The organism is Clostridium sp. AF35-15 (assembly GCF_003477745.1).
GTDB classification, from domain to species: domain Bacteria; phylum Bacillota; class Clostridia; order Lachnospirales; family Lachnospiraceae; genus Otoolea; species Otoolea fessa.
Genome location: NZ_QUDY01000009.1, coordinates 108,638 through 127,814 on the forward strand (window position 1 = coordinate 108,638; position 19,177 = coordinate 127,814).

Below are 19,177 nucleotides of genomic sequence, written 5' to 3' on the forward strand. Positions count from 1 at the left end.
CTCCCCATTTTCTTGATTCTCATATAAATTCACTCAATTGATATATTTTTGCTGACTCCCTTTGGCACATACATCCAGCCATTTTCGCAAAAAATCTGGACAGGATGCATAATAGAGATGCGGAAATCCGCCAATCTGTCCTCCCTTTTCATGGATGCAGCGCCAGCTTCGGTTTCCGGTCGGTTTGACTGCCTCCCAGTCGGTGCCCGGATCTTCGCTCTCCCAGTAATGGAACTCATGCCCGTGAATTTCCTGACCGGATGAGGTCAGCAGACGCACATAGCCAAACCGGCGCAGGCGGTTCGTCCGGTAAGCGTCAAATGGATAAACGCCAGCCATTTCCCAGTGTTTTCCATCGCTTCCTTCAAGAGTACGGTGTAAATATAAAAATCCACCGCATTCCGCCAGAAACGGCATTCCCGCCGCAATCGACCGCCGGATACTCTCACGCATCGCCGCGTTCTTTGCCAGCTCCCGTGCATAATTCTCCGGATAACCGCCGCCAAATAAAAGCCCATCCACTCTGTCCGGGATTTTTTTATCCCTCAGTGGACTGAAATAAACCAGCTCCGCCCCCATCTGTTCCAGAAGGCGGAAATTTTCCTGATAGTAGAAGCAGAATGCCTCGTCACGGGCAACACCGATGCGGACGCGCGAGGTGACTTTTTGCTCTTGACATGCTGGGAATTTCGCTATACTTTCCGCCTCCATTGATTCGTTTTCTGCTTTTTCTTTCTCTTTGTTTTCTATCCTCAATGGCAGCATCCCCGCTACTTCCAGCACCCGATCCACCGCGATCGACTTTTCCATCTGATCTGCCAATCGCCCGATCCGCTCGCGCAGCCGATCGATCTCGCCCGGCAGAAAAAGTCCCAGATGGCGGCTTTCCATGCGGTATTCCTCGGATTCCGGCAGATAACCAAGCACCGGAAGCCCCGACGCCTCTTCCACGGCTGCTGCCAGCCGCTCATAATACATCGAAGAAACCCGGTTCAAAATCACTCCGGCAATATGGCTTTTTTTCCGGAAATGTAAAAATCCAGATGCCATTGCTGCCGCCGACAACGATGCGCCCTTACAGTCCAGCACCAGAATCGCCGGCGTGTCTGTGATCTCTGCAATCTCCCAGCTGCTGGCAGACGTTTCTGTTCCGCCCAAGCCGTCATAATAGCCCATGACACCCTCTAAAACTGCGATTCCCGCCTGTTCTTCCCGCACTGCATCCACCAAAACCTTCCGCACGCCTTCCGCCGGCAGAAAAAAGCTATCGAGATTTCGCCCAGGAATGCCGAGCACATAGCGGTGAAACATTGGATCGATATAGTCCGGTCCACATTTGCACGCGATCGGATTCAGACCGCGGCGGCGAAGGACTTCAAGCAGTCCGCAAGTCAGAAGGGTTTTTCCACTGCCGCTTTTTGGGGCGGCAAGCATGATACGTGGAAATACTCCGACAGAATCTGCAGGAAGCAAACGTTTATCTTCTTGTTCAAACCTTTTCAGCTGCTTTACATTCTTTATTTCATCCGTGACTTCCAGCAGTATCAAGCTCAAATCCGCAAATTCCAATTTTTTCATTTCTTCCGCGGTTCCGCTCCGGATCTGCTCTTCCGGGTACGATAAGTTTTCACCAACCGTCACCTGTACATTTCCATATCCCGCCTGTGTCAGACGTTCACAAAACTGTCCAGCTCCATTTTTGCCGCCCATGAGGATAAACGCACGCTTAGCCGGTTCTTCTGGATCACACAGACGTTTCATCACCCGATCGACAGACAATTCTCTTCCATGTGCGGAATAAATCGCCGCATCTTCCCAGTGCGTCCCCAGGCGTGCCGCCAGATAACTGACACAGGATGTACCCGGATAGACGGTAAATGGATAACCAGCTTCCCGCAGCCGCTCTGCCATCCTGGATGCCCCGCTGAAAAAGCCGGTATCACCCGAATACAGGATGACCGCCTGCTTCCATTCCGGGTGCTTCGATACAATCTGTATCACATCGTCAGGAAGATATGCTTTATAGCACTTCCTTTCTTTTTCCACCGCAGCCGCTGATTCCTGTCTGTTTTCAGCTTTTCCTTCCTTGCTAATCAGCAAATCATTCTGCAGCGCTCTCTCCGCGGATTCCAGCATACGCCCCGCGCCAATCAAGGCGTCACTCTCTCGAATTGCCCGAAGGACTTCCCCTGTCATCTGGGACGGCTGTCCCATGCCAATTCCCGCCAGAATCAAATGTGTTTTTAACTCTCCAACCTTCCCCTCATCCGCCTTCTTCAGCACCTCCATCGCCTCTTCCAGCGAAATACCATCCTCCTCCGGTCTGCGGATCACAACCACTCTGGTTCCATTTTCACGCGCCGCTTCCACCTTTTCCTGAAATCCGCCCGCACGCCCGGAATCTTTCGTCAATAGCCACTCCGCTTTTGTCTGTCGGAGAAATAGCGTATTCATTTCGGTGGAAAAAGGTCCCTGCATCGCAATCAGATGGCTGCCAGTTATCCCCAATTTTTCACATTTCTTCAAAACATTCGAAGTTGGAAGCACTCTCGCATACACCCGTTTTTGATAATCTGGTATCTGGCACAGGACTTCCAGTTCTTTACTGCCGGTTGTGGCAAAAATCACGCCGGAAACAGAAGAAAGAAATGACACTGCCTCCTGAATGGAATCAACCTCGACCCAATCACGTGCTTTGTTTTGTTCGCCCCCTGCGCGCAGGCACCGTTCCAGGCGGACACCGGTCCGTCCGCACGCTTCCTGGATTTCTTCTGAAACAAGTCTGGCATGCGGATGGGTTGCATCGATCACAAGATGAATCCCCTGGTTTCGGATAAATTCTTCCATCTGGTAACGATCCATCCGTCCACGTAAGACTTTTATCACTGAGGATGCCTGAACCGTTTTCAAGTTTTTCTTTGCAAGGCAAGTATTATGGTTCAAATCTGGATTCCCTGCATTCCCAGACTCCATCAGCTCCTCCTGCAAAAGCTCTTCTCCATACTCCGAAGCCACGCTGACCCACGCCTCAATCTTTTCCCGGCTGCAATATTCCGCCAGCAGGCGCCCTTCTGTCGTTCCTCCAAATATCCATATTTTACACATCGCGGTATCCCCTCGGTGTCACCAGACATCCACTTAACATCTGCGTTTCCTTATTTCCAATAAATACGGTCGTAAACATATCCACCGGTGTCTTTTCCAGTTCTGCCAGTGTCAGAAGGTGCACCGCCTCGCCCTCGCGGCCAATATTCTGTACATATCCGCAGGCAGTCTCACCACTTTTATACTCTAAAAGAATCCGGCAGGCACGCTCCAGATAATCGTGGCGTTTCCGGCTGGATGGATTGTAGAGGCAGATAATAAAATCCGCTTCCGCCGCTGCACGCAGCCTTTTTTCGATCACTTCCATCGGCGTCAGAAGGTCACTCAGGCTGATCACCGCAAAATCATGTCCCAACGGTGCACCGAGAATGGCTCCGCCTCCCAGCGCTGCCGTCACTCCTGGAATTACTTCCACGTTCACATCCGGGTACGCCTCTGCCATCTGCAGCACCAGCCCCGCCATGCCATAGACGCCGCTGTCCCCACTGCAGATCATTGCTGTTTTCCGACCATCCTGCGCCGCTTTTAATGCCATCTCACAGCGTTCCTTTTCCTGGCGCATCGGCGTTGTCAGAAATTCCGCCTGTGGATAAAATTCTTTTACCAGGTCCACGTATACCGTATAACCGATGATCACCTGGCTTTCCCGTAAAATGCGGTCTGCCCGGACCGTCATCTGTTCTCTCGCCCCCGGTCCAATTCCGATCACGTATAATTTTTTTTCTTCCACTGCTGCCTCCTTACTTGCTCCGATGCCGGAACCGCTACTGCTGCCGTCACACCGTTAAACGCCATTTTCTGTACTCTCAGATCAATCGCAGGCAGATTTTTCTCATCCATCTCCCGTTCCCGGTAAATCCGGCGCACCCCCATGACGGCTGCACGCTCACAAACATTTCCTACCCCTACTGTCTTCCGCACAAACGGCGATTCTGCAAACTTCGTACCGGCACTTTCCAGCTCTTCCGGGGTAAAACTCCACAGTTCCACATCCCACTCCTTCGCAAGCGCCAGAAATGCCATCTCATTTTTCTTCCGATCTACCGTTGCAATCGCCCGCACCGCACTTTTATCAATCATCGCCCGAGAAAGTGCCACTCTTGCCATCTCCCGGACAGCATTCAGGGAGGAATCCCGGCGGCATCCCATTCCAAGAACAACCGTTCGCGGATACAGGCGCAGAAGTTCCGGCGTACCTGATTCATTTTCCGACTCATAACTTTGCTCTTTCTTCTGCTCACTTTTCTGCCCAGGCGATCCTATATCGGATTTTCCGACAGACATATCTATCTCAGCCGCCTTCGCCGAATCGCCGGTTTCCACTGCCACTACCGCCGCTGCTTTGACTGCATCCCGCTGTTCCTTCTTCTCCTGCAGCCCAATCACCATATCCCGGCGCACCAGAGACGCTGGGGCATTTTTCGGGCATCCGCCCTGTTTCAGCGTCACATAGATGTTTTCCTTCTGCCATACGCCCGGAGTAATCTCTGCCGGAACGATTCCATCTACTGGATAATCACTGAAAAAGCCAATTTTTTCACCGCGCAGCTCCGCCGCGGAGATTTGTTTCGCCAGTTCCCGATCACTAATCACCAGCTCATTTTCCGCTGCAAATACATCAACTGCAAATGCCTGCCGCAGATCCGTTGCCGTCGTAATTACCGGTTCTGCCCCCAGAATCTGCGCCGCTGCCTCTGCCAGTTCATTGCATCCGCCCACATGTCCAGACAAAATCGGGATCGCATAACGTCCCTGCTCATCGATCACCAGCACCGCCGGATCTTTCAGCTTATCCTGCACCCACGGCGCAATCAAACGGACTGCAATCCCCGCCGCCCCGACAAACAAAATTGCTTCCTTCTCCTGAAATGCTTCCTTGACCACCTGTTTCAGCGGTTTCGAATGTTCGGATCCTGTATAATCTAAAAAGTCAAACGCCTCTTCCATCTGCTGGCTTAATTTCTCCAGCAGGCGCGTCGCCGTCTCTTTTCCCTGTGCAGTAAAGCAAATGCAGATACCGTTCCTGACCCGAAGTTTCAACTGCTCCATTTATAACAATCCCTTTCTATTACTCATATACAAAACCATCCGTCCCCTGACGGAATTCAGTTGTGAATTCTGGCGCATATAAACGTGAACGCTCGTATCCCGCCTGGGCAGTCACATCCCCGACGATAATCAGAGCTGTTTTTTTGATATTTTCCCGCTCTGCCGCCTCTGCAAGCGTGGCAACCGTGCAGACAACCCGCTTTTCATCCGGCCAGGTCGCTTTGTACACGATCGCCGCCGGCGTGTCCGCCTCATATCCGCCCTTTATCAGCTCTTCCGAAAGCTTCTTCAGCATTCCCGTGCTTAAAAATATAACCATAGTCGCATGATGCGCTGCAAACGACGCGATGCTCTCCCTCTCCGGCACCGGCGTCCGCCCCGCCATCCGGGTGATAATCACGCTCTGCGAAACGCCCGGCAAGGTATATTCCAGATTCAATGCAGATGCCGCGCCGCAGAAAGAGCTGACGCCCGGGCATACCTTATAAGAGATATTTAACTTGTCCAGCTCGTCCATCTGTTCCCGGATCGCACCATACACGCAGGGGTCGCCCGTGTGAAGCCGCACCGTCATCTTACCCGTCGATTCCGCTTCTTGGATCTTTTCGACCACTTCTTCCAGCGTCATTTTCGCACTGTCATAGACAACGGCTGATTCTTTTTTATAATCCAAAAGCTCTGGATTGACCAGAGAACCTGCGTAAATAATCTGGTCTGCCTGATTCAAAAGGCGTGCTCCCCGCACTGTGATTAAATCTGGCGCTCCCGAACCTGCTCCGACGAAATATACCATATATGTGATTTCTCCTTTTTATTTAATATTCGAATCTCAACTTTTCGTAATTTATGATTCTTCTATCTATCATTACTTCCATGTTTAGCATATATAAAACACGGAAGACTTTTTTTCATAAAGATATTTCTATATCTTCTTATTTTTAATATTTAATATCTTCTTCCACGCCTCTCTCCATCTCCAGCAGCTCTCGCACATACGCATCCGCCCCAGCTGTCCGCGCCATCAGTCCATAATTGCTCGAAAATAGCATTACCTCCGTCTGAACGCCGCTCTCTTCTTCCAATACCGCTTTGACCTGATTCGCCACCTGCTCCATGACCTGTTTCAGATATCCATGTTCATATAGGAAATCTGCCGCTTCCTCAGTCGTATTCATCGGCAGCAGGGCATCTGCCTCCGGAAATCCAACGGTCCGCGCGCATGCAGACAAAATCTCCATCCGTCTGTCACCATACCGGGAATGTGTATTCATCACACCACCTGCCACTTTGACCAGTTTTCCAACATGCCCTGCCAAAAGCGCCTGGTGAATTCCTTCCTGTGAAAGCATTTTAAAGCTGGTCCCGATAAAATTACTGCACTTGATAAAATTTTCCATCGAAAGCCCGGTTTCTTCTTTTAAAAATCGTTCTCCATAATTGCCTGGCGCCACTGCCAGCAGCGAAACATCCTCCTGGGCGTGCACCCGGATATCCAGCCGGATCGTCTCAACCAATGCCGCCTCACTCATCGGGTTCACAATCCCAGTTGTTCCAAGCACCGAGATACCACCGATGATCCCCAGATGCGGGTTAAACGTTTTCTCCGCCAGCTCCCGCCCGGAAGGGATAGAAATCTCAATCCGCAAAGGTATCTCCGGCATGCCCGCCTCCCGGCGTGCCAGAGCTGCCTCCCGGAAAATAGCCGTCCGCGGTACCGGGTTGATCGCGTAATGCCCCACCGGACACGAAAGACCGTCCCGCGTCACCATGCCGATGCCCTCGCCGCCAGTTACCTCAATTCCCGGATACGCCGGGTCTGTGTAACCGCTTTCAGTTATGCTATCATGACAAGCCAGGACGGCCCGTGCACAAACCAATGTTCCATTCGTCACATCCGGATCGTCACCAGAGTCCTTCTGTACACCGCATACTGCGCTATCTTCCTCCCGCTCTGCCCGGACAATCGGCAGAATCGCCCGGACGCCGGAAGGTGTCACTGTCTCTGCCGCCGCAGGTGCTTCCCCTGTGCAGAGAAACAACACCGCCGCTCGCGTACACGCCGCCGCGCAGGTTCCGGTCGTAAATCCGGTTCGAAGTTCCTTTTTTTCATCTGTCTGTTTCTTTTCCGTCTCCATCTGCCTCCCTGTATGCCATTTTCTGCCTGAGGATTCTTCTGTCCATTATAGGAGATTTACACCCGACTTTCAACTTATTACTATTTATCTTTATTTAAAATTCCAGTAACAATCCCTCATTTTCCCCTTGCACTTTCCTCAACTGTGCGGTACAATACGGAATATAAATAAGTAGATTTAATTACATATTCAAGAAATAGTTATTATAAATGTGCAAGGACAGCTAACATGTAAATATAAAAAACCGGAAAGATCTTCTCTTTCCGGCATTTTAAGTCTCACACACTTTAAAACAATACAGTTTTAAACAACAACGTGAAACATTATTTGGTACGGACAACCAGATGGGCATTGACATACTCCCAGGAGTATGTGCCTGCTTTGCCGCCGTCCTCAATGAAAAATGGAGTTACCATCTTGTAGCCTTCATCCATCATCATGGTTGCAGCTTCCAGACATGATTCCTCTTCGTTTTCAAAATCAACATTAATGCATGGATTCTCTTCCATGGAAGGATTGTCCTCATTCGGATCTAAATGTGCAATTGCGTACTGCATATGAATTCTCCTTTTCCTTATGATACTGAGAGTCTGAAAACTCCCTGCCACTCATTATAACTATCTTTCAATCAATCGTCAAGCACCTGCGGGCGCACCTTTACTATATAAAATTTTGGGGTGAAAACATGAATACAATTATCAATTTAATCGAAAAAACCTACTATTTCCTCTGGGGTGACTGGATTCATCTGCCGCTTCCTGGCGGAACAACCATCAACCTGCCGCTTCTGGTTCTTCTGCTCGTCCCGACCGGTATCTTCTGTACTATCCGGACGCGGTTCCTGCAGATCCGAATGCTTCCGGATATGCTGCGCGCGCTGCTGGAAAAGGCCGAAACCGGACACAAAGGTGGCTCTCTCTCCGCACTCCAGGCACTGATCGTGTCAACTGCGACCCGCGTCGGTATGGGAAATCTTGTCGGTATCGTTGCCGCTCTCTCCGCCGGAGGCGCCGGTGCGTTGTTCTGGATGTGGGTAACCGCGCTGCTCGGTTCGGCAACCGCTTTCATCGAGGCGACCTTAGCCCAGCTTCACAAACAGCCGGATCCGCTCTACGGCGGTTACCGCGGCGGTCCTGCTTACTACATTCACGACTGGATCAACAGCAAACGCCAGAAACAGGGCACGCCGGTTTCGAAGAAAAATCTTCTCTCCGTACTGTTTGCGCTCTCCGGTCTGATCTGCTGGTGCGGTATCAGCCAGGTCATCAGTAATTCCGTGACCTCTTCTTTTAAGAATGCATTCGGCATCCCGCCGATCTACTCATGCTTGTTTTTAGTTCTCCTTGCGGCAGTCATCGTTCTTCGGAAAAATGCCTCCGTCAGGGTTCTGGATCTGCTGGTTCCGATCATGGCAGGCATTTACATTATCCTGACCCTGTTTTTAATTATCGTGAACTTCCGCCAGCTTCCAGGCGTTTTTGCCCGCGTTTTTGAGGAAGCACTCGGTCTGCGCCAGGCAATCGCAGGCGGCTTCGGCGCCGTATTGATGAACGGTGTCAAACGGGGACTTTTCTCCAATGAAGCAGGAAGCGGTTCCGCCCCGTGTGCGGCAGCGACGGCAGAAACCTCCCATCCTGCCAAAGTCGGACTGATGCAGGCGATGGGCGTTTTCATCGACACGCTTCTCTGCACCTGTACAGCCATGATCATGCTGCTGGTCCCGGCTGATAAAATCTCCGGTCTGGAGGGCATGGATCTGCTGCAGGCGGCAATGAGCTGGCATTTCGGGGAATTAGGCGTCATTTTCATAGCCGTAATCCTGTGGCTGTTCAGTTTCACTACCTTCATCGGCATCCTCTTCTACGCCCGCTCCAATGTGAGCTACCTCTTCGGAGACACCTGGGCCGCCCAGACGGCGTACAAGATTCTCGCCCTGATCATGATGTTTGTCGGCGGACTGACCGCCTACACCTTTGTCTGGGATCTCGGTGATGTCGGTGTCGGTCTGATGACCGTCTTCAACCTGATCGCGCTGATTCCGATGTCGAAAGAAGCGCTTGTAAGCCTACGGGATTATGAGGCAAAATATAAGAAATCATAGCCACTTTATTTCGAAATAAAAAGGGCGTGTGAAAAAACGAGAGTTTTTTCACACGCCCTTTTTCATTAATGATGGAACAGACGGATTCCCGTAAATGCCATTACAATGCCATATTTATTGCAAACCTCGATTACATTGTCATCACGAACCGATCCGCCCGGCTGTGCGATGTACTGAACGCCGCTCTTGTGCGCGCGCTCAATGTTGTCGCCAAATGGGAAGAATGCATCAGAACCAATGGTTACACCCTTCATGCCGTCCAGCCATGCGCGTTTTTCCTCACGGGTAAATACCGGCGGTTTTACCTTGAAAATTTTCTGCCATGCGCCCTCTTCCAGCACATCCATATATTCTTCTCCGATATAAACATCGATCGCATTGTCGCGGTCTGCACGCTTGATTCCATCCACAAACTGAAGATTTAACACCTGCGGAGATTGGCGCAGATACCAGTTGTCGGCTTTCTGACCTGCCAGACGGGTACAATGTACACGGGACTGCTGACCTGCGCCGATACCGATCGCCTGTCCATCCTTCACGTAGCAGACAGAGTTGGACTGTGTATATTTCAGGGTAATCAAAGATACGATCATGTCGATCTTCGCGTTATCCGGCAGCTCTTTATTCTCAGTCACGATATTCTCCAGCAGCTCACGGTTGATTGCCAGATTATTTCTACCCTGCTCAAAGGTCACGCCAAATACCTGTTTGCGCTCCACCGGAGCTGGTACATAATCCGGATCGATTTCAATGACATTGTACTTGCCATTTTTCTTTGATTCCAGAATCTCCAGAGCCTCCTTGGTATATCCCGGAGCAATCACGCCATCCGATACTTCTCTCTTGATGATGCGCGCCGTATCTGCATCGCAGACATCCGACAGAGAAATAAAATCGCCGAAGGAAGACATGCGGTCTGCACCTCGTGCTCTGGCATATGCACACGCAAGCGGAGATAAGTCTCCCATATCATCGACCCAGTAAATCTTACGCATCGTCTCGTCTAACGGAAGTCCTACCGCTGCACCTGCCGGCGAAACATGTTTAAAAGAAGTTGCCGCCGGAAGCCCAGTTGCCTCTTTCAGTTCTCTTACCAGCTGCCAGCCATTGAACGCATCCAGGAAATTGATATATCCCGGTTTGCCGCAAAGTACCTTGATCGGAAGCTCACTGCCGTCCGCCATAAAAATGCGGGACGGTTTCTGGTTCGGGTTGCATCCATATTTTAACTCAAGTTCGTTCATCTTCATTCCTCCTGTATACCCATTTAAACGCATGATTCAAATGCTGTTTCAAGTCGAACGTCCGTGAGACTTGGCGCGTGATTCTGGTCAGCGAAGCTGACATATTCTTTACAGAATCACTGCGCATCCTCGCGGAGCGTTTATCTCAGTCGGAGAATGGACTCCCACTGAGACAAACTTGCTATTACTTACCACCTGATGAGGTGGGAGTCTTCTCGACTGAGATAAACAATTTTGTTTCTGACCTGTTTTCATTTTCAGACGGTTTTTGACTTTTTTAACTATTTTCCAGTCTGTTCCTACTTATTTTTGTTAATGATCTTCGTCTGTGTCTCTCTGGTCGCAATATCAATATAGCGCACAAACAGAGATACCTTATTATCCGGGTTCAGATTCTCCCAGAGTGTCGCTACAAACTCATCCAGGCTGTCCGGAATCTCGATCTTTTTCGGCTCACCCTCGAAGCTCGGAAGCGGATTGCCGTCGTGCATATAGGTGTGGATGAAATGTCCCTCGCCTGCAACCGGCTTCTCATACGCATATGTATAACGATGGCAGGAATCCGGATTGCCGTCGTTGGATTTCAGAATCGACAGCGCATAGTTGTAACCGCCATCCTCGATATGCAGGATACCGGAAATACGAGGTGTGTAGTTCGGCGCATCCGGCTCAAACTCGCGGCTTCTGAGGGACTGCTCAAAGGTCATCTGGCGATCCATTCCCTCATAAATCGTATCAGTCTGATCGCCGTTGGTCACGATCGTTTTATTTCCCAGCACACGGACCGGTGCATAGATAATCAGACTCGGATCTTCCAGCTTCGCCGGATCAAATGCCTGTGTGCGGATGCCCTCACCTTCTTCTACAAACACACGGTTGCGGCTGTTCTCGCTTCTTCCCATAATAAAGTATGCCGTAACCGCCTTCTTTCCGTCCGGCGTCCGTCCAATGATAATTCCGCGTCCCGGATAAGAATTGTTTTTCAGTTCCTCTGCTATCGATACAGTCTTCATAATGGCAAAGCTTCCTCCTTCATTGTTGTGCAATAATTCACTACTTTATATTTTACCACATTCTATTCTCATTTCCAGTTAGATTTATTGATTTGTTTTCAGAAGTATTGCTTATATATAATACTGGTATTATTTTTTATTCTAATAAACATATAAAAGCACCTGCATTCTTTTACAAATGCTCTGCACTACTTCATGACAAACCGCTCTTTTACCGAGTTACTGTTCACGCATACGTGCCCAGTAACGGAATTTGCCGTGGCTTCGCATTTAAATACGGCAAATTCCTGCTGCCACCACGTTTTCTTACGGCACTTTCAGTTCCAAAAGTGCCTACCCAGGAACAGTAACTTTACCGATGCTTTTTAACAAAATACATCATAAAACAGACTGTTCAATCTGTATAATTCGGTGTATAATTAAAGAAAATATGCCATCAGGGCGATACATTTCACATATGTATACAGATTTTGGGAAATGACGGCATGAAGATAGCACAAAATTCGCAAGCGGTCTGCGCTATGCACCGTTACGAAAAAACGTTCATCATCAAAATTCAAGAAAAGGCAGGTTATGAATATGAAAAATGTAACAATTCTCGATCACCCGTTGATTCAGCACAAGATCTCGCTCCTCCGCAACAAGAACACCGGAACCAACGAATTCCGTTCCCTGACCGATGAGATTGCGATGCTGATGGGCTATGAAGCGCTTCGCGATCTTCCGCTGGAAGATCAGGAAGTAGAAACTCCGATCGAAACCTGCAGCACTCCGATGCTGGCTGGTAAAAAACTTGCCGTTGTCCCGATCTTACGTGCCGGTCTCGGTATGGTAAATGGTATTCTGGCGCTCGTTCCGTCCGCAAAGGTTGGTCACATCGGACTCTACCGCGACGAGATAACCCATGAGCCGCACGAATACTACTGCAAGCTGCCAACCCCGATCGAACTGCGTACCATCGTTGTCACCGACCCGATGCTGGCAACCGGCGGTTCCGCAGTGGAGGCAATCGACTTTATCAAAGCACGCGGCGGAAAGAACATCAAATTCATGGCAATCATCGCTGCTCCGGAAGGATTAAAGAGACTGCATGAGGCACATCCGGATGTCCAGATCTATGTCGGTCATGTCGATCGCTGCCTGAATGAAAACGCTTACATCTGCCCAGGTCTGGGAGATGCAGGGGATCGGATTTTTGGTACGAAATAAATCAGAGTTGCCAACCTTCTCGGCATATCAGCAGACGACCTTCTCGTAGACAGTCTGACACACTCGGCTTCCACTGCCGATTCCGAGATTCACCGTCTGCTTTTGGACTGCAACACACTTGAGCAGGAGATTCTCACCCGAATGGTAAAGGAATTGAAAGCGATTTTATACGGATTGGGAGTATGATTTTGTAACCCGTTGACCACATAACACAAAAACCCGCATAAGCCACAACTGCACTTCGGAGCATGCCGGGGTGCTGTCTGTGGTTCATGCGGGATGAGGCAAAAAAAGAAGCCCACCAGCGTACTATGTAGGATTTACACGGTACACCAGTGGGCAAATCTTTATTTTAACAGATCTGATAAACTATATTCACCTTTAGGAATATTTGCGGTTCTACGGTACTCTTTTATTGCATTAACTAATGTCAGTGGATTACTAAAATAATCTTTTACAAAATCATACGATTTCACATTATGCATACGAAGATCTGATTTACAGAATTCACTCGGTTTCTTTCCTGAACGCTTAAATCGCTCATAAGCTCCTTCGCTATGAATAATCAGCATCTCTATCTCCGGAGCAGTAATAACATTGATCACATCAACCTTCTTCTCATAGGCTTTGCTAAGCCTAAACTCTTCTCTCCGAGAGTCAAGAATCCTTATAACAGAAATCTGATCTTTAAATCCTTTACGTAAGAAGCGTTCCTCAAATGTCTTAGCACTCCTGCAGCGAATAACATTTTCTTCAAGCATATCTTCTCTTGTAAAAATCAAAAGATTATTATCCACTAGAACATCAATAATTGCAGCTTCTGCTGATCCTTCACATACACACGCTATATATGGTGCTAACTTCATCCTACCGCCCCCTTATTTAATTGAAGCGGCCAGATTTTTCTTCAAACGCATATATGCTTCATACGCTGGAGTTGTTCCTTCCAGAAATCCGCTTTGATATGCATCGCTCTTCTTAATGTCATTGCGCTTTAGAATATAGCTCAAGTTTTCCACTGTAATGCCATTTCGATTTCTTACGATACAAATTCCATCATTTCGATCATATTCATCCAGCAGTTCCGGATAATGCGTTGTAAAAATCAGCGTTCCGCCTCTCTTGTTAAGTCGGCTATCCATGAAGAAACGCATCAGAGTCGTTACAATTTCTTTATTAAAATGATTTTCAATTTCATCTACCAGAAGGTATCCTCCAGATTGAAGAACCTCTTTCACCATCGAAAATGTAATAATGCCCTTAATTGTACCAGAAGACAAATACTGCTCAAGATCTACCGCATTATTCAAGATAATCTCATCTTCATCTCTAAATTTCAGATGAATAAATGTTTTTCCTTCCGCCTGCTCAAAACATAGCTTCTCGATAGTCGGATCAAGAAAAGTAATTACTTCCAGCGGAATATCTTCTGTAAAAGGCAAAACATTCACATTCGTATATGAAAGAAGGCTAAACACCTCAACGGTGTCATTTACCTTTTTATTATGAGCGATAATAAAGCTGACATCATCTGAAAGGTAAGCTTCATTACTATCACGTGTGTCAACAGGCTCTATTCCATCGAAATCCGTCAAATATTTTTTCGACTTAACGCCTGCAATCGGCTTTTCCCATAGTCTTTCAGACAAGATTGAATACACATACTCGCCTGTCTTTGCCTTTTTCGCTGTAATCACGGTTTCAAGACAGCAGATATATTTGCGCTTATCATAAAAGTATGTGCGAATCGCAGCTTTCTCTGACCCTCCAAGAATGGTTTTTGCCTCCACATGATTGATTGGCTCATTCTTTATAATGTTCAGTGCTAAATTTATGACTTTCAGCACAGAGGTTTTGCCAGAAGCATTGATTCCAATAAATGCACATGCAGAATGAAGGTAATAGTTGTCAATCAGATTATACAGATTATTCCTGTCATCTTCACTCACACGCTGCTGAGTGTAAAAGCAAATATCCATGTCTTCCTTAAACAACGGAAGCCCTTGTGCTGTAATACGAAGTATTTTCATGTACCATTCTCCATTCCAAAAACGGATTTCACGTTTTTATTTTCCATCAAGTTCATTATACCCTATTTCCCAGAAATTATCAACGCATTTCTCGTTTTTATTTTCTGTATTTCAAACTCCGATACGCATCCAGCACGAACTCCAAAAACTGGGGACTCATCTGCTCCAACATGCGCTTTCCATCCACATTCCCCAACATGGTCACACCCGCTTTTGACAGGTCATCTTCTCTCTTCCCCAACTCCATGATGCTGTCTGCCACGACCGCATCGATGAACGCCGCGAACTTTGCTCCGTCAACATTGCTTTGTACCGGCATCGGTGCACTTGGCGAATAAAAATGAAATAGAGGAATTGCTCAGAATACGGGCAGAAGATAATAACTGACCAGCGCCCCAATGTGTATCACACACAGCGAGGGCTTTTTTGAACTCCAGAAGTTCATTTTATTTCCGTTACAAACTATATACTTCCATCATAAGCCGTATCCCGACTTTCAGACCTTCCTCAAAAGCAGTCTTCTCCCATGCACAGCACACTGTTCCCTGCCGGTCCATAATCTTCTCCCAGAGGGGAATCTTTATCTCCGACATAGTCATCTACGAGCCTATTCATACCTTCCAAGCCACGCAGCCACTCTTCCAGTTCCTTTTCCTTGACCTTTGCGGTTTTCCCGGCAACTGTGTTTTTCTCTACTGGATTATTCTCCGTGTAATGTTCGTAGATCAGATCAAGCAGATTCTCCACTGGCGGATAATACTCTGGTTCCGTTTTCCTCAAATACTCCTCCAGCATTTCCTTCAATTTTTCTATAATGCTACCGTCCTTCCCAACTGAGATTCACTTCCTCAGTTACGGCACATATTACCGTAGACTTTTGCACATAGCAACCTATTTTTTACGGTTTTTCAGATCCCCATCTTTTCCTTCACTTCATCTGGCACATCGATCAGCCCGAACCGGTAGAACATCCCGTAGATGTAAGTCACTCCCCGGATATCGCCCAGAGCTTTGGGTCTCTCTACTACTTCACCTTTTATATTTCCCAGTGCCAAAACTATAGAACTCCATGCCAGACTTTTACTCTTTTCCCGTCTGTCGATCCACAGCTCCTTCGTGTACTCGCCATTCCTGCCTTTTTTAATTTCGTAAGTAAATGACAGCCCTGAGTAAGTTTTGAATTTCACACCAGCATAGGCCAGAACCACGCTCCAGAAGTTTTCCTCTGTCGGATCAACCCTCCACCACTTCATCGCTCTGTATCTCCGTTGCCGCTCTGCTCCAACACTAATCTTTTCTTTCTCTGTACTTGGGAATTACACGCCTTTCTGATATGGCAGGTACGAAGTAACGGAGGCTTTGGAGAGTTGAAGAGTAGATGATGTTGTGAGTATGGAGGTTTTGTAGTCTCGTGTTTCACGGTATTCTTCAAAAGTGTTTTTTACTTTCTCCGCCACATCCGACTCATACACTCCGGCCGTGATGAGCAGCTTCCGGACTTTGATAGGGTTTAGGTTCAGAGCATCTGCAATGGATTGGAGGGACATCTCAGAATCATAAAGCTCCACAGCACTTTCCATCTGCTCTTTCAGATTTTTCCCAGCATCGTACTCTGGCTTCAACTTCTTCCGGCCACCGCCTGGTTTTCTTGTTTTCTTCATTTTACTCATGCAGCTCCAACGGCAGTCCGTCTGGGTCATGGAAAAAAGTCATCTTCTTGCCGGTGTAATCATCCACACGAATTGGCTCACATTCAATTCCTACCTCTGCCAACTCATTCACTGTCTGCTCCACGCTCTCCACACAAAATGCAAGGTGACGCAGCCCACAGGTCTCCGGGCGGTTCACACGCTTCGGTGGGTTTTCTTCTGCAAAAATCTCCAGCTCTGTGTGTTCGTTAACACGCAGATCCAGCTTCCAGTCTTTACGCTCTGGGCGATAGTTTTCTCTGATGACAGAGAATCCCAGTTTGTTTACATAGAAATCCTTTGATGCTTCGTAGTCGGATACGATGATTGCAATATGATGTATTTTTGATAAATTCATTTTTCTCACGCTCCATTTCTTTTAATTTTGTTCTTTTTTATTTTCGTTATAAACTATATAGCCACCTTCAAAATATACCGTGTGAACTCCTGGAGTTCAGTTTGTCCACACGGCATTTATTTTTTTCTTGGGTTCTTGTTTATTTCATTTTTTCCAGAATCTCCTCTGCGCTCATCCCGCTGGCTAATAATCTCTTAACCACACTCTCGGCTTCAGCCTTCTTAGCTTCTTCAGCGGCTTTAGCATCCGCCTTTGCCTTCTTCGCTTCCAGGGATGCCACTTCTTTCTCAGCCTTCTTCAGATCAATCTTCTTCTCTTTCAGGTCAGCTTTCAAAGTGTCAATGTTTGCAGTGATGGATGCTATCTCAGCAGTCAGGGAAGCGATAGACTCCTGCTTCTCTGTGATCTGGGACACAATATCGGATTTGGGGCGGTTCTTGCTCCCTTTTGTTCTTGGCATAATATATACCTCATTTCTTTTGTAATATTTTTATGTAATACTGTGAGCAATGTACCATAAGCTCTTGTATCTTTTCTTACTTCAATTTTTCCTCTGTCTCCAAAGCCACTTTTTTCAAGTAATCTTGTATCTCCAAAAGCTTAGCTTGGCATGAATTGAAATCTTCTGAATCAATTCCGTTATCTTTCACCGCATCACCACTAATATACGAATTAATATAGGTTTGTAAGTTGAAACCGTCTTTGTTCTGCAACTGCCGCAACTCGCCTGAATATTCTGCTGGTATATTCGAATTGATTTCTGTCAAATTCACGTTAAGCTCTTGCCCAATATCGCATAAAGCATTATGTAAACTAAGTCCTTTTTTCCCTCGTCTTGAGGAATTTGAGGACGACAGTGCTTCCGGCAATTTTATTAGCATCTTTTGAACTTCTACTAATGCCTTGTTTGTTTGTGCGAAAATCGTAAGATTTTTGCTTTTCCGAAAATACTTAACAGAATTATATGCCCCAATGCCTGAAATAATTGCAAGAATCACATTAATAATTGTTAAAGCAACATCCCACACGCTCATTTATTCTCCCAGTCTCGTTTTTTTATAATACTGAAGAATCCGAACATAGTTATCGTATTCAGACGCAAGTTCCTCCGCATTTTCCTCACTCCATGCAAAGCATCCAATTACTCCTAAAAATCCACTTTCCTTTTTCCCCCAGTACTCCTCATCTTGCAAAAATTTAAACAAGGTATCATAATCAAATGTTCTCCTATCATCTACTGTCTGACATATAAAATCAAACCAGCGTTCCTCGTCACTAGGGTGTGATGAACCGGTAGACTTGTTTGCTGCATCGCAAAAAAGCGTCAATTTTTTTAATGCCTTTTCTGAGATATAATCAAGCGGATCAAATTGTCCTGATGATGGTCCAACAACCTTAATTTCCTCATGTGTTTCACCATACACCTTGGCTATATCGTTATAAAATAATTCCAGTAGTTGATTATACTCATCAATTGTTAACTGACTTTTTTGAAGCGGAACAATATTACAAACCTTAATATAACCCTCACGCCATGTATCTTTTCCATAATAAATTGAAACCTCCGCATGAGGGGCTTTCGTTCCAATATAATCAGCAAGAATATAATCTTTAAGCATCTGATTACTTTTAGGTTTGATCCAGTCTGTTGGAAATACATTATATATCTCTTCCGATAATTTATCCAATTCCGGTTTATTGCCGACAAAACTTAATTCTTTATACACATGCATAAATCGTTCCTCCTCCTAAATTCTTCACATCTCAGCCGATCATAAGATCGTTACCTGCTGCCCACCACGGAGAGGTGTGTGATTATCAGAGCAGCGTAGGGAGCTACCGCTCCCAGTATATCACAATTTCATCCAATTTTACAGATGCTTTCTTGCCTTCATCACTGTACAATACATCAATCCGCCAATCATTCCACCTACTGTATTATAGAAGATGTCTGATAGCTGAAACGTACCTAGACGGAGCAATAACTGCAACATCTCCATGCTCACCGAAAAGATAAATGCTATCTTCCCGCTTTGCCACAGGATCTTCTTCCAACCGTTTCCTATCTTTTCTTCGAATGTCCACATCACTACGGCAGAAAACGGCACCATCATGATCACATTCTCAATACACTCCGTTGTCAGCTTCTGTTCGCCGTTCACTGTCTCCCAGATGCCCCAGCCGCCCATGACTGAATATTACGGTTCAAATGTACCCCTGTTCCGAAGGAACGGATACCGGCAGT

The 19,177-nt window shown here is 47.2% G+C and carries 21 protein-coding genes; 2 read left to right on the top strand and 19 right to left on the bottom strand.

All coding sequences use genetic code 11. From position 1 onward, the window contains the following. Positions 1-33 precede the first annotated feature (33 nt). From DWZ76_RS11200 to DWZ76_RS11225, 6 genes are all read right to left on the bottom strand, one after another. Entirely contained in the window at positions 34-3,105 is a 3,072-nt protein-coding gene (locus DWZ76_RS11200) for a cobyrinate a,c-diamide synthase (RefSeq protein WP_118472686.1), read from the bottom strand. Beyond that, positions 3,098-3,781 carry a precorrin-3B C(17)-methyltransferase gene (cobJ, locus tag DWZ76_RS11205; RefSeq protein WP_118472708.1) on the bottom strand — a complete coding sequence of 228 codons (684 nt, stop codon included), beginning with the start codon at positions 3,779-3,781 and terminating at the stop codon, positions 3,098-3,100. The genes DWZ76_RS11200 and cobJ overlap by 8 nt, the downstream gene beginning before the upstream one ends. Before the next feature lie 29 nt (positions 3,782-3,810). Next, positions 3,811-5,154: a cobalamin biosynthesis protein gene (locus DWZ76_RS11210; protein WP_106999979.1), complete on the bottom strand. Its 1,344-nt coding sequence runs from the start codon at positions 5,152-5,154 to the stop codon at positions 3,811-3,813. Positions 5,155-5,173: 19 nt separating this feature from the next. Then, on the bottom strand, positions 5,174-5,947 hold the full coding sequence (gene cobM / locus DWZ76_RS11215) for a precorrin-4 C(11)-methyltransferase (protein ID WP_022358712.1): 774 nt from the start codon (positions 5,945-5,947) through the stop codon (positions 5,174-5,176). Positions 5,948-6,092: 145 nt separating this feature from the next. After that, a complete protein-coding gene (gene cbiD, locus DWZ76_RS11220; RefSeq protein ID WP_118472687.1) occupies positions 6,093-7,289 on the bottom strand; it encodes a cobalt-precorrin-5B (C(1))-methyltransferase CbiD in 1,197 nt (398 codons plus the stop codon). A gap of 323 nt (positions 7,290-7,612) precedes the next feature. Further along, positions 7,613-7,846, bottom strand: a complete 234-nt coding sequence (locus tag DWZ76_RS11225; protein ID WP_022358715.1) for a hypothetical protein — start codon at positions 7,844-7,846, stop codon at positions 7,613-7,615. Between the two features lie 128 nt (positions 7,847-7,974). On the opposite strand from DWZ76_RS11225, the gene DWZ76_RS11230 reads away from it, so the two are divergent. Continuing rightward, positions 7,975-9,390: an alanine/glycine:cation symporter family protein gene (locus tag DWZ76_RS11230; protein ID WP_118472688.1), complete on the top strand. Its 1,416-nt coding sequence runs from the start codon at positions 7,975-7,977 to the stop codon at positions 9,388-9,390. A gap of 65 nt (positions 9,391-9,455) precedes the next feature. Here DWZ76_RS11230 and DWZ76_RS11235 read toward each other — a convergent pair whose 3' ends face one another. Both DWZ76_RS11235 and DWZ76_RS11240 read right to left on the bottom strand, forming a co-directional pair. Then, positions 9,456-10,634, bottom strand: coding sequence for a phosphoribosylaminoimidazolecarboxamide formyltransferase (locus DWZ76_RS11235; RefSeq protein ID WP_106999982.1), 1,179 nt, complete (start codon positions 10,632-10,634; stop codon positions 9,456-9,458). A gap of 299 nt (positions 10,635-10,933) precedes the next feature. After that, the gene (locus tag DWZ76_RS11240; protein WP_106999983.1) at positions 10,934-11,647 is read right to left on the bottom strand and encodes an IMP cyclohydrolase; all 714 of its coding nucleotides are present in this window, start codon (positions 11,645-11,647) and stop codon (positions 10,934-10,936) included. Between the two features lie 579 nt (positions 11,648-12,226). Between DWZ76_RS11240 and upp the strand changes: the two genes are divergently transcribed. Next, the gene (gene upp / locus DWZ76_RS11245; RefSeq protein WP_118472689.1) at positions 12,227-12,856 is read left to right on the top strand and encodes a uracil phosphoribosyltransferase; all 630 of its coding nucleotides are present in this window, start codon (positions 12,227-12,229) and stop codon (positions 12,854-12,856) included. Positions 12,857-13,203: 347 nt separating this feature from the next. Here the strand turns inward: upp and DWZ76_RS11250 are convergent, their stop codons facing one another. The 11 genes from DWZ76_RS11250 to DWZ76_RS11300 form a co-directional block, all read right to left on the bottom strand. After that, positions 13,204-13,722 (bottom strand): hypothetical protein, encoded by a 519-nt coding sequence (locus DWZ76_RS11250; RefSeq protein ID WP_118472690.1) that lies wholly within the window; start codon positions 13,720-13,722, stop codon positions 13,204-13,206. Between the two features lie 12 nt (positions 13,723-13,734). Then, positions 13,735-14,886, bottom strand: a complete 1,152-nt coding sequence (locus tag DWZ76_RS11255) for an AAA family ATPase (protein ID WP_118472691.1) — start codon at positions 14,884-14,886, stop codon at positions 13,735-13,737. A 97-nt stretch (positions 14,887-14,983) separates the two neighbouring features. Next, positions 14,984-15,205, bottom strand: coding sequence for a hypothetical protein (locus DWZ76_RS11260; RefSeq protein ID WP_118472692.1), 222 nt, complete (start codon positions 15,203-15,205; stop codon positions 14,984-14,986). Positions 15,206-15,393: 188 nt separating this feature from the next. Further along, a complete protein-coding gene (locus DWZ76_RS11265) occupies positions 15,394-15,666 on the bottom strand; it encodes a hypothetical protein (RefSeq protein ID WP_147353135.1) in 273 nt (90 codons plus the stop codon). Between the two features lie 128 nt (positions 15,667-15,794). After that, positions 15,795-16,139 carry a hypothetical protein gene (locus DWZ76_RS11270; RefSeq protein WP_118472694.1) on the bottom strand — a complete coding sequence of 115 codons (345 nt, stop codon included), beginning with the start codon at positions 16,137-16,139 and terminating at the stop codon, positions 15,795-15,797. A gap of 63 nt (positions 16,140-16,202) precedes the next feature. After that, the gene (locus tag DWZ76_RS11275; RefSeq protein WP_118472695.1) at positions 16,203-16,547 is read right to left on the bottom strand and encodes a hypothetical protein; all 345 of its coding nucleotides are present in this window, start codon (positions 16,545-16,547) and stop codon (positions 16,203-16,205) included. A gap of 1 nt (position 16,548) precedes the next feature. Then, a complete protein-coding gene (locus DWZ76_RS11280) occupies positions 16,549-16,932 on the bottom strand; it encodes a VOC family protein (RefSeq protein ID WP_118472696.1) in 384 nt (127 codons plus the stop codon). Positions 16,933-17,071: 139 nt separating this feature from the next. Then, a complete protein-coding gene (locus tag DWZ76_RS11285) occupies positions 17,072-17,392 on the bottom strand; it encodes a hypothetical protein (RefSeq protein WP_118472697.1) in 321 nt (106 codons plus the stop codon). 76 nt (positions 17,393-17,468) lie between these two features. Further along, positions 17,469-17,966, bottom strand: coding sequence for a hypothetical protein (locus DWZ76_RS11290; RefSeq protein ID WP_118472698.1), 498 nt, complete (start codon positions 17,964-17,966; stop codon positions 17,469-17,471). Beyond that, positions 17,967-18,665, bottom strand: a complete 699-nt coding sequence (locus DWZ76_RS11295) for a hypothetical protein (protein ID WP_118472699.1) — start codon at positions 18,663-18,665, stop codon at positions 17,967-17,969. Positions 18,666-18,803: 138 nt separating this feature from the next. After that, positions 18,804-19,094, bottom strand: a complete 291-nt coding sequence (locus DWZ76_RS11300) for a VanZ family protein (RefSeq protein WP_243017821.1) — start codon at positions 19,092-19,094, stop codon at positions 18,804-18,806. Between the last annotated feature and the right edge of the window lie 83 nt (positions 19,095-19,177).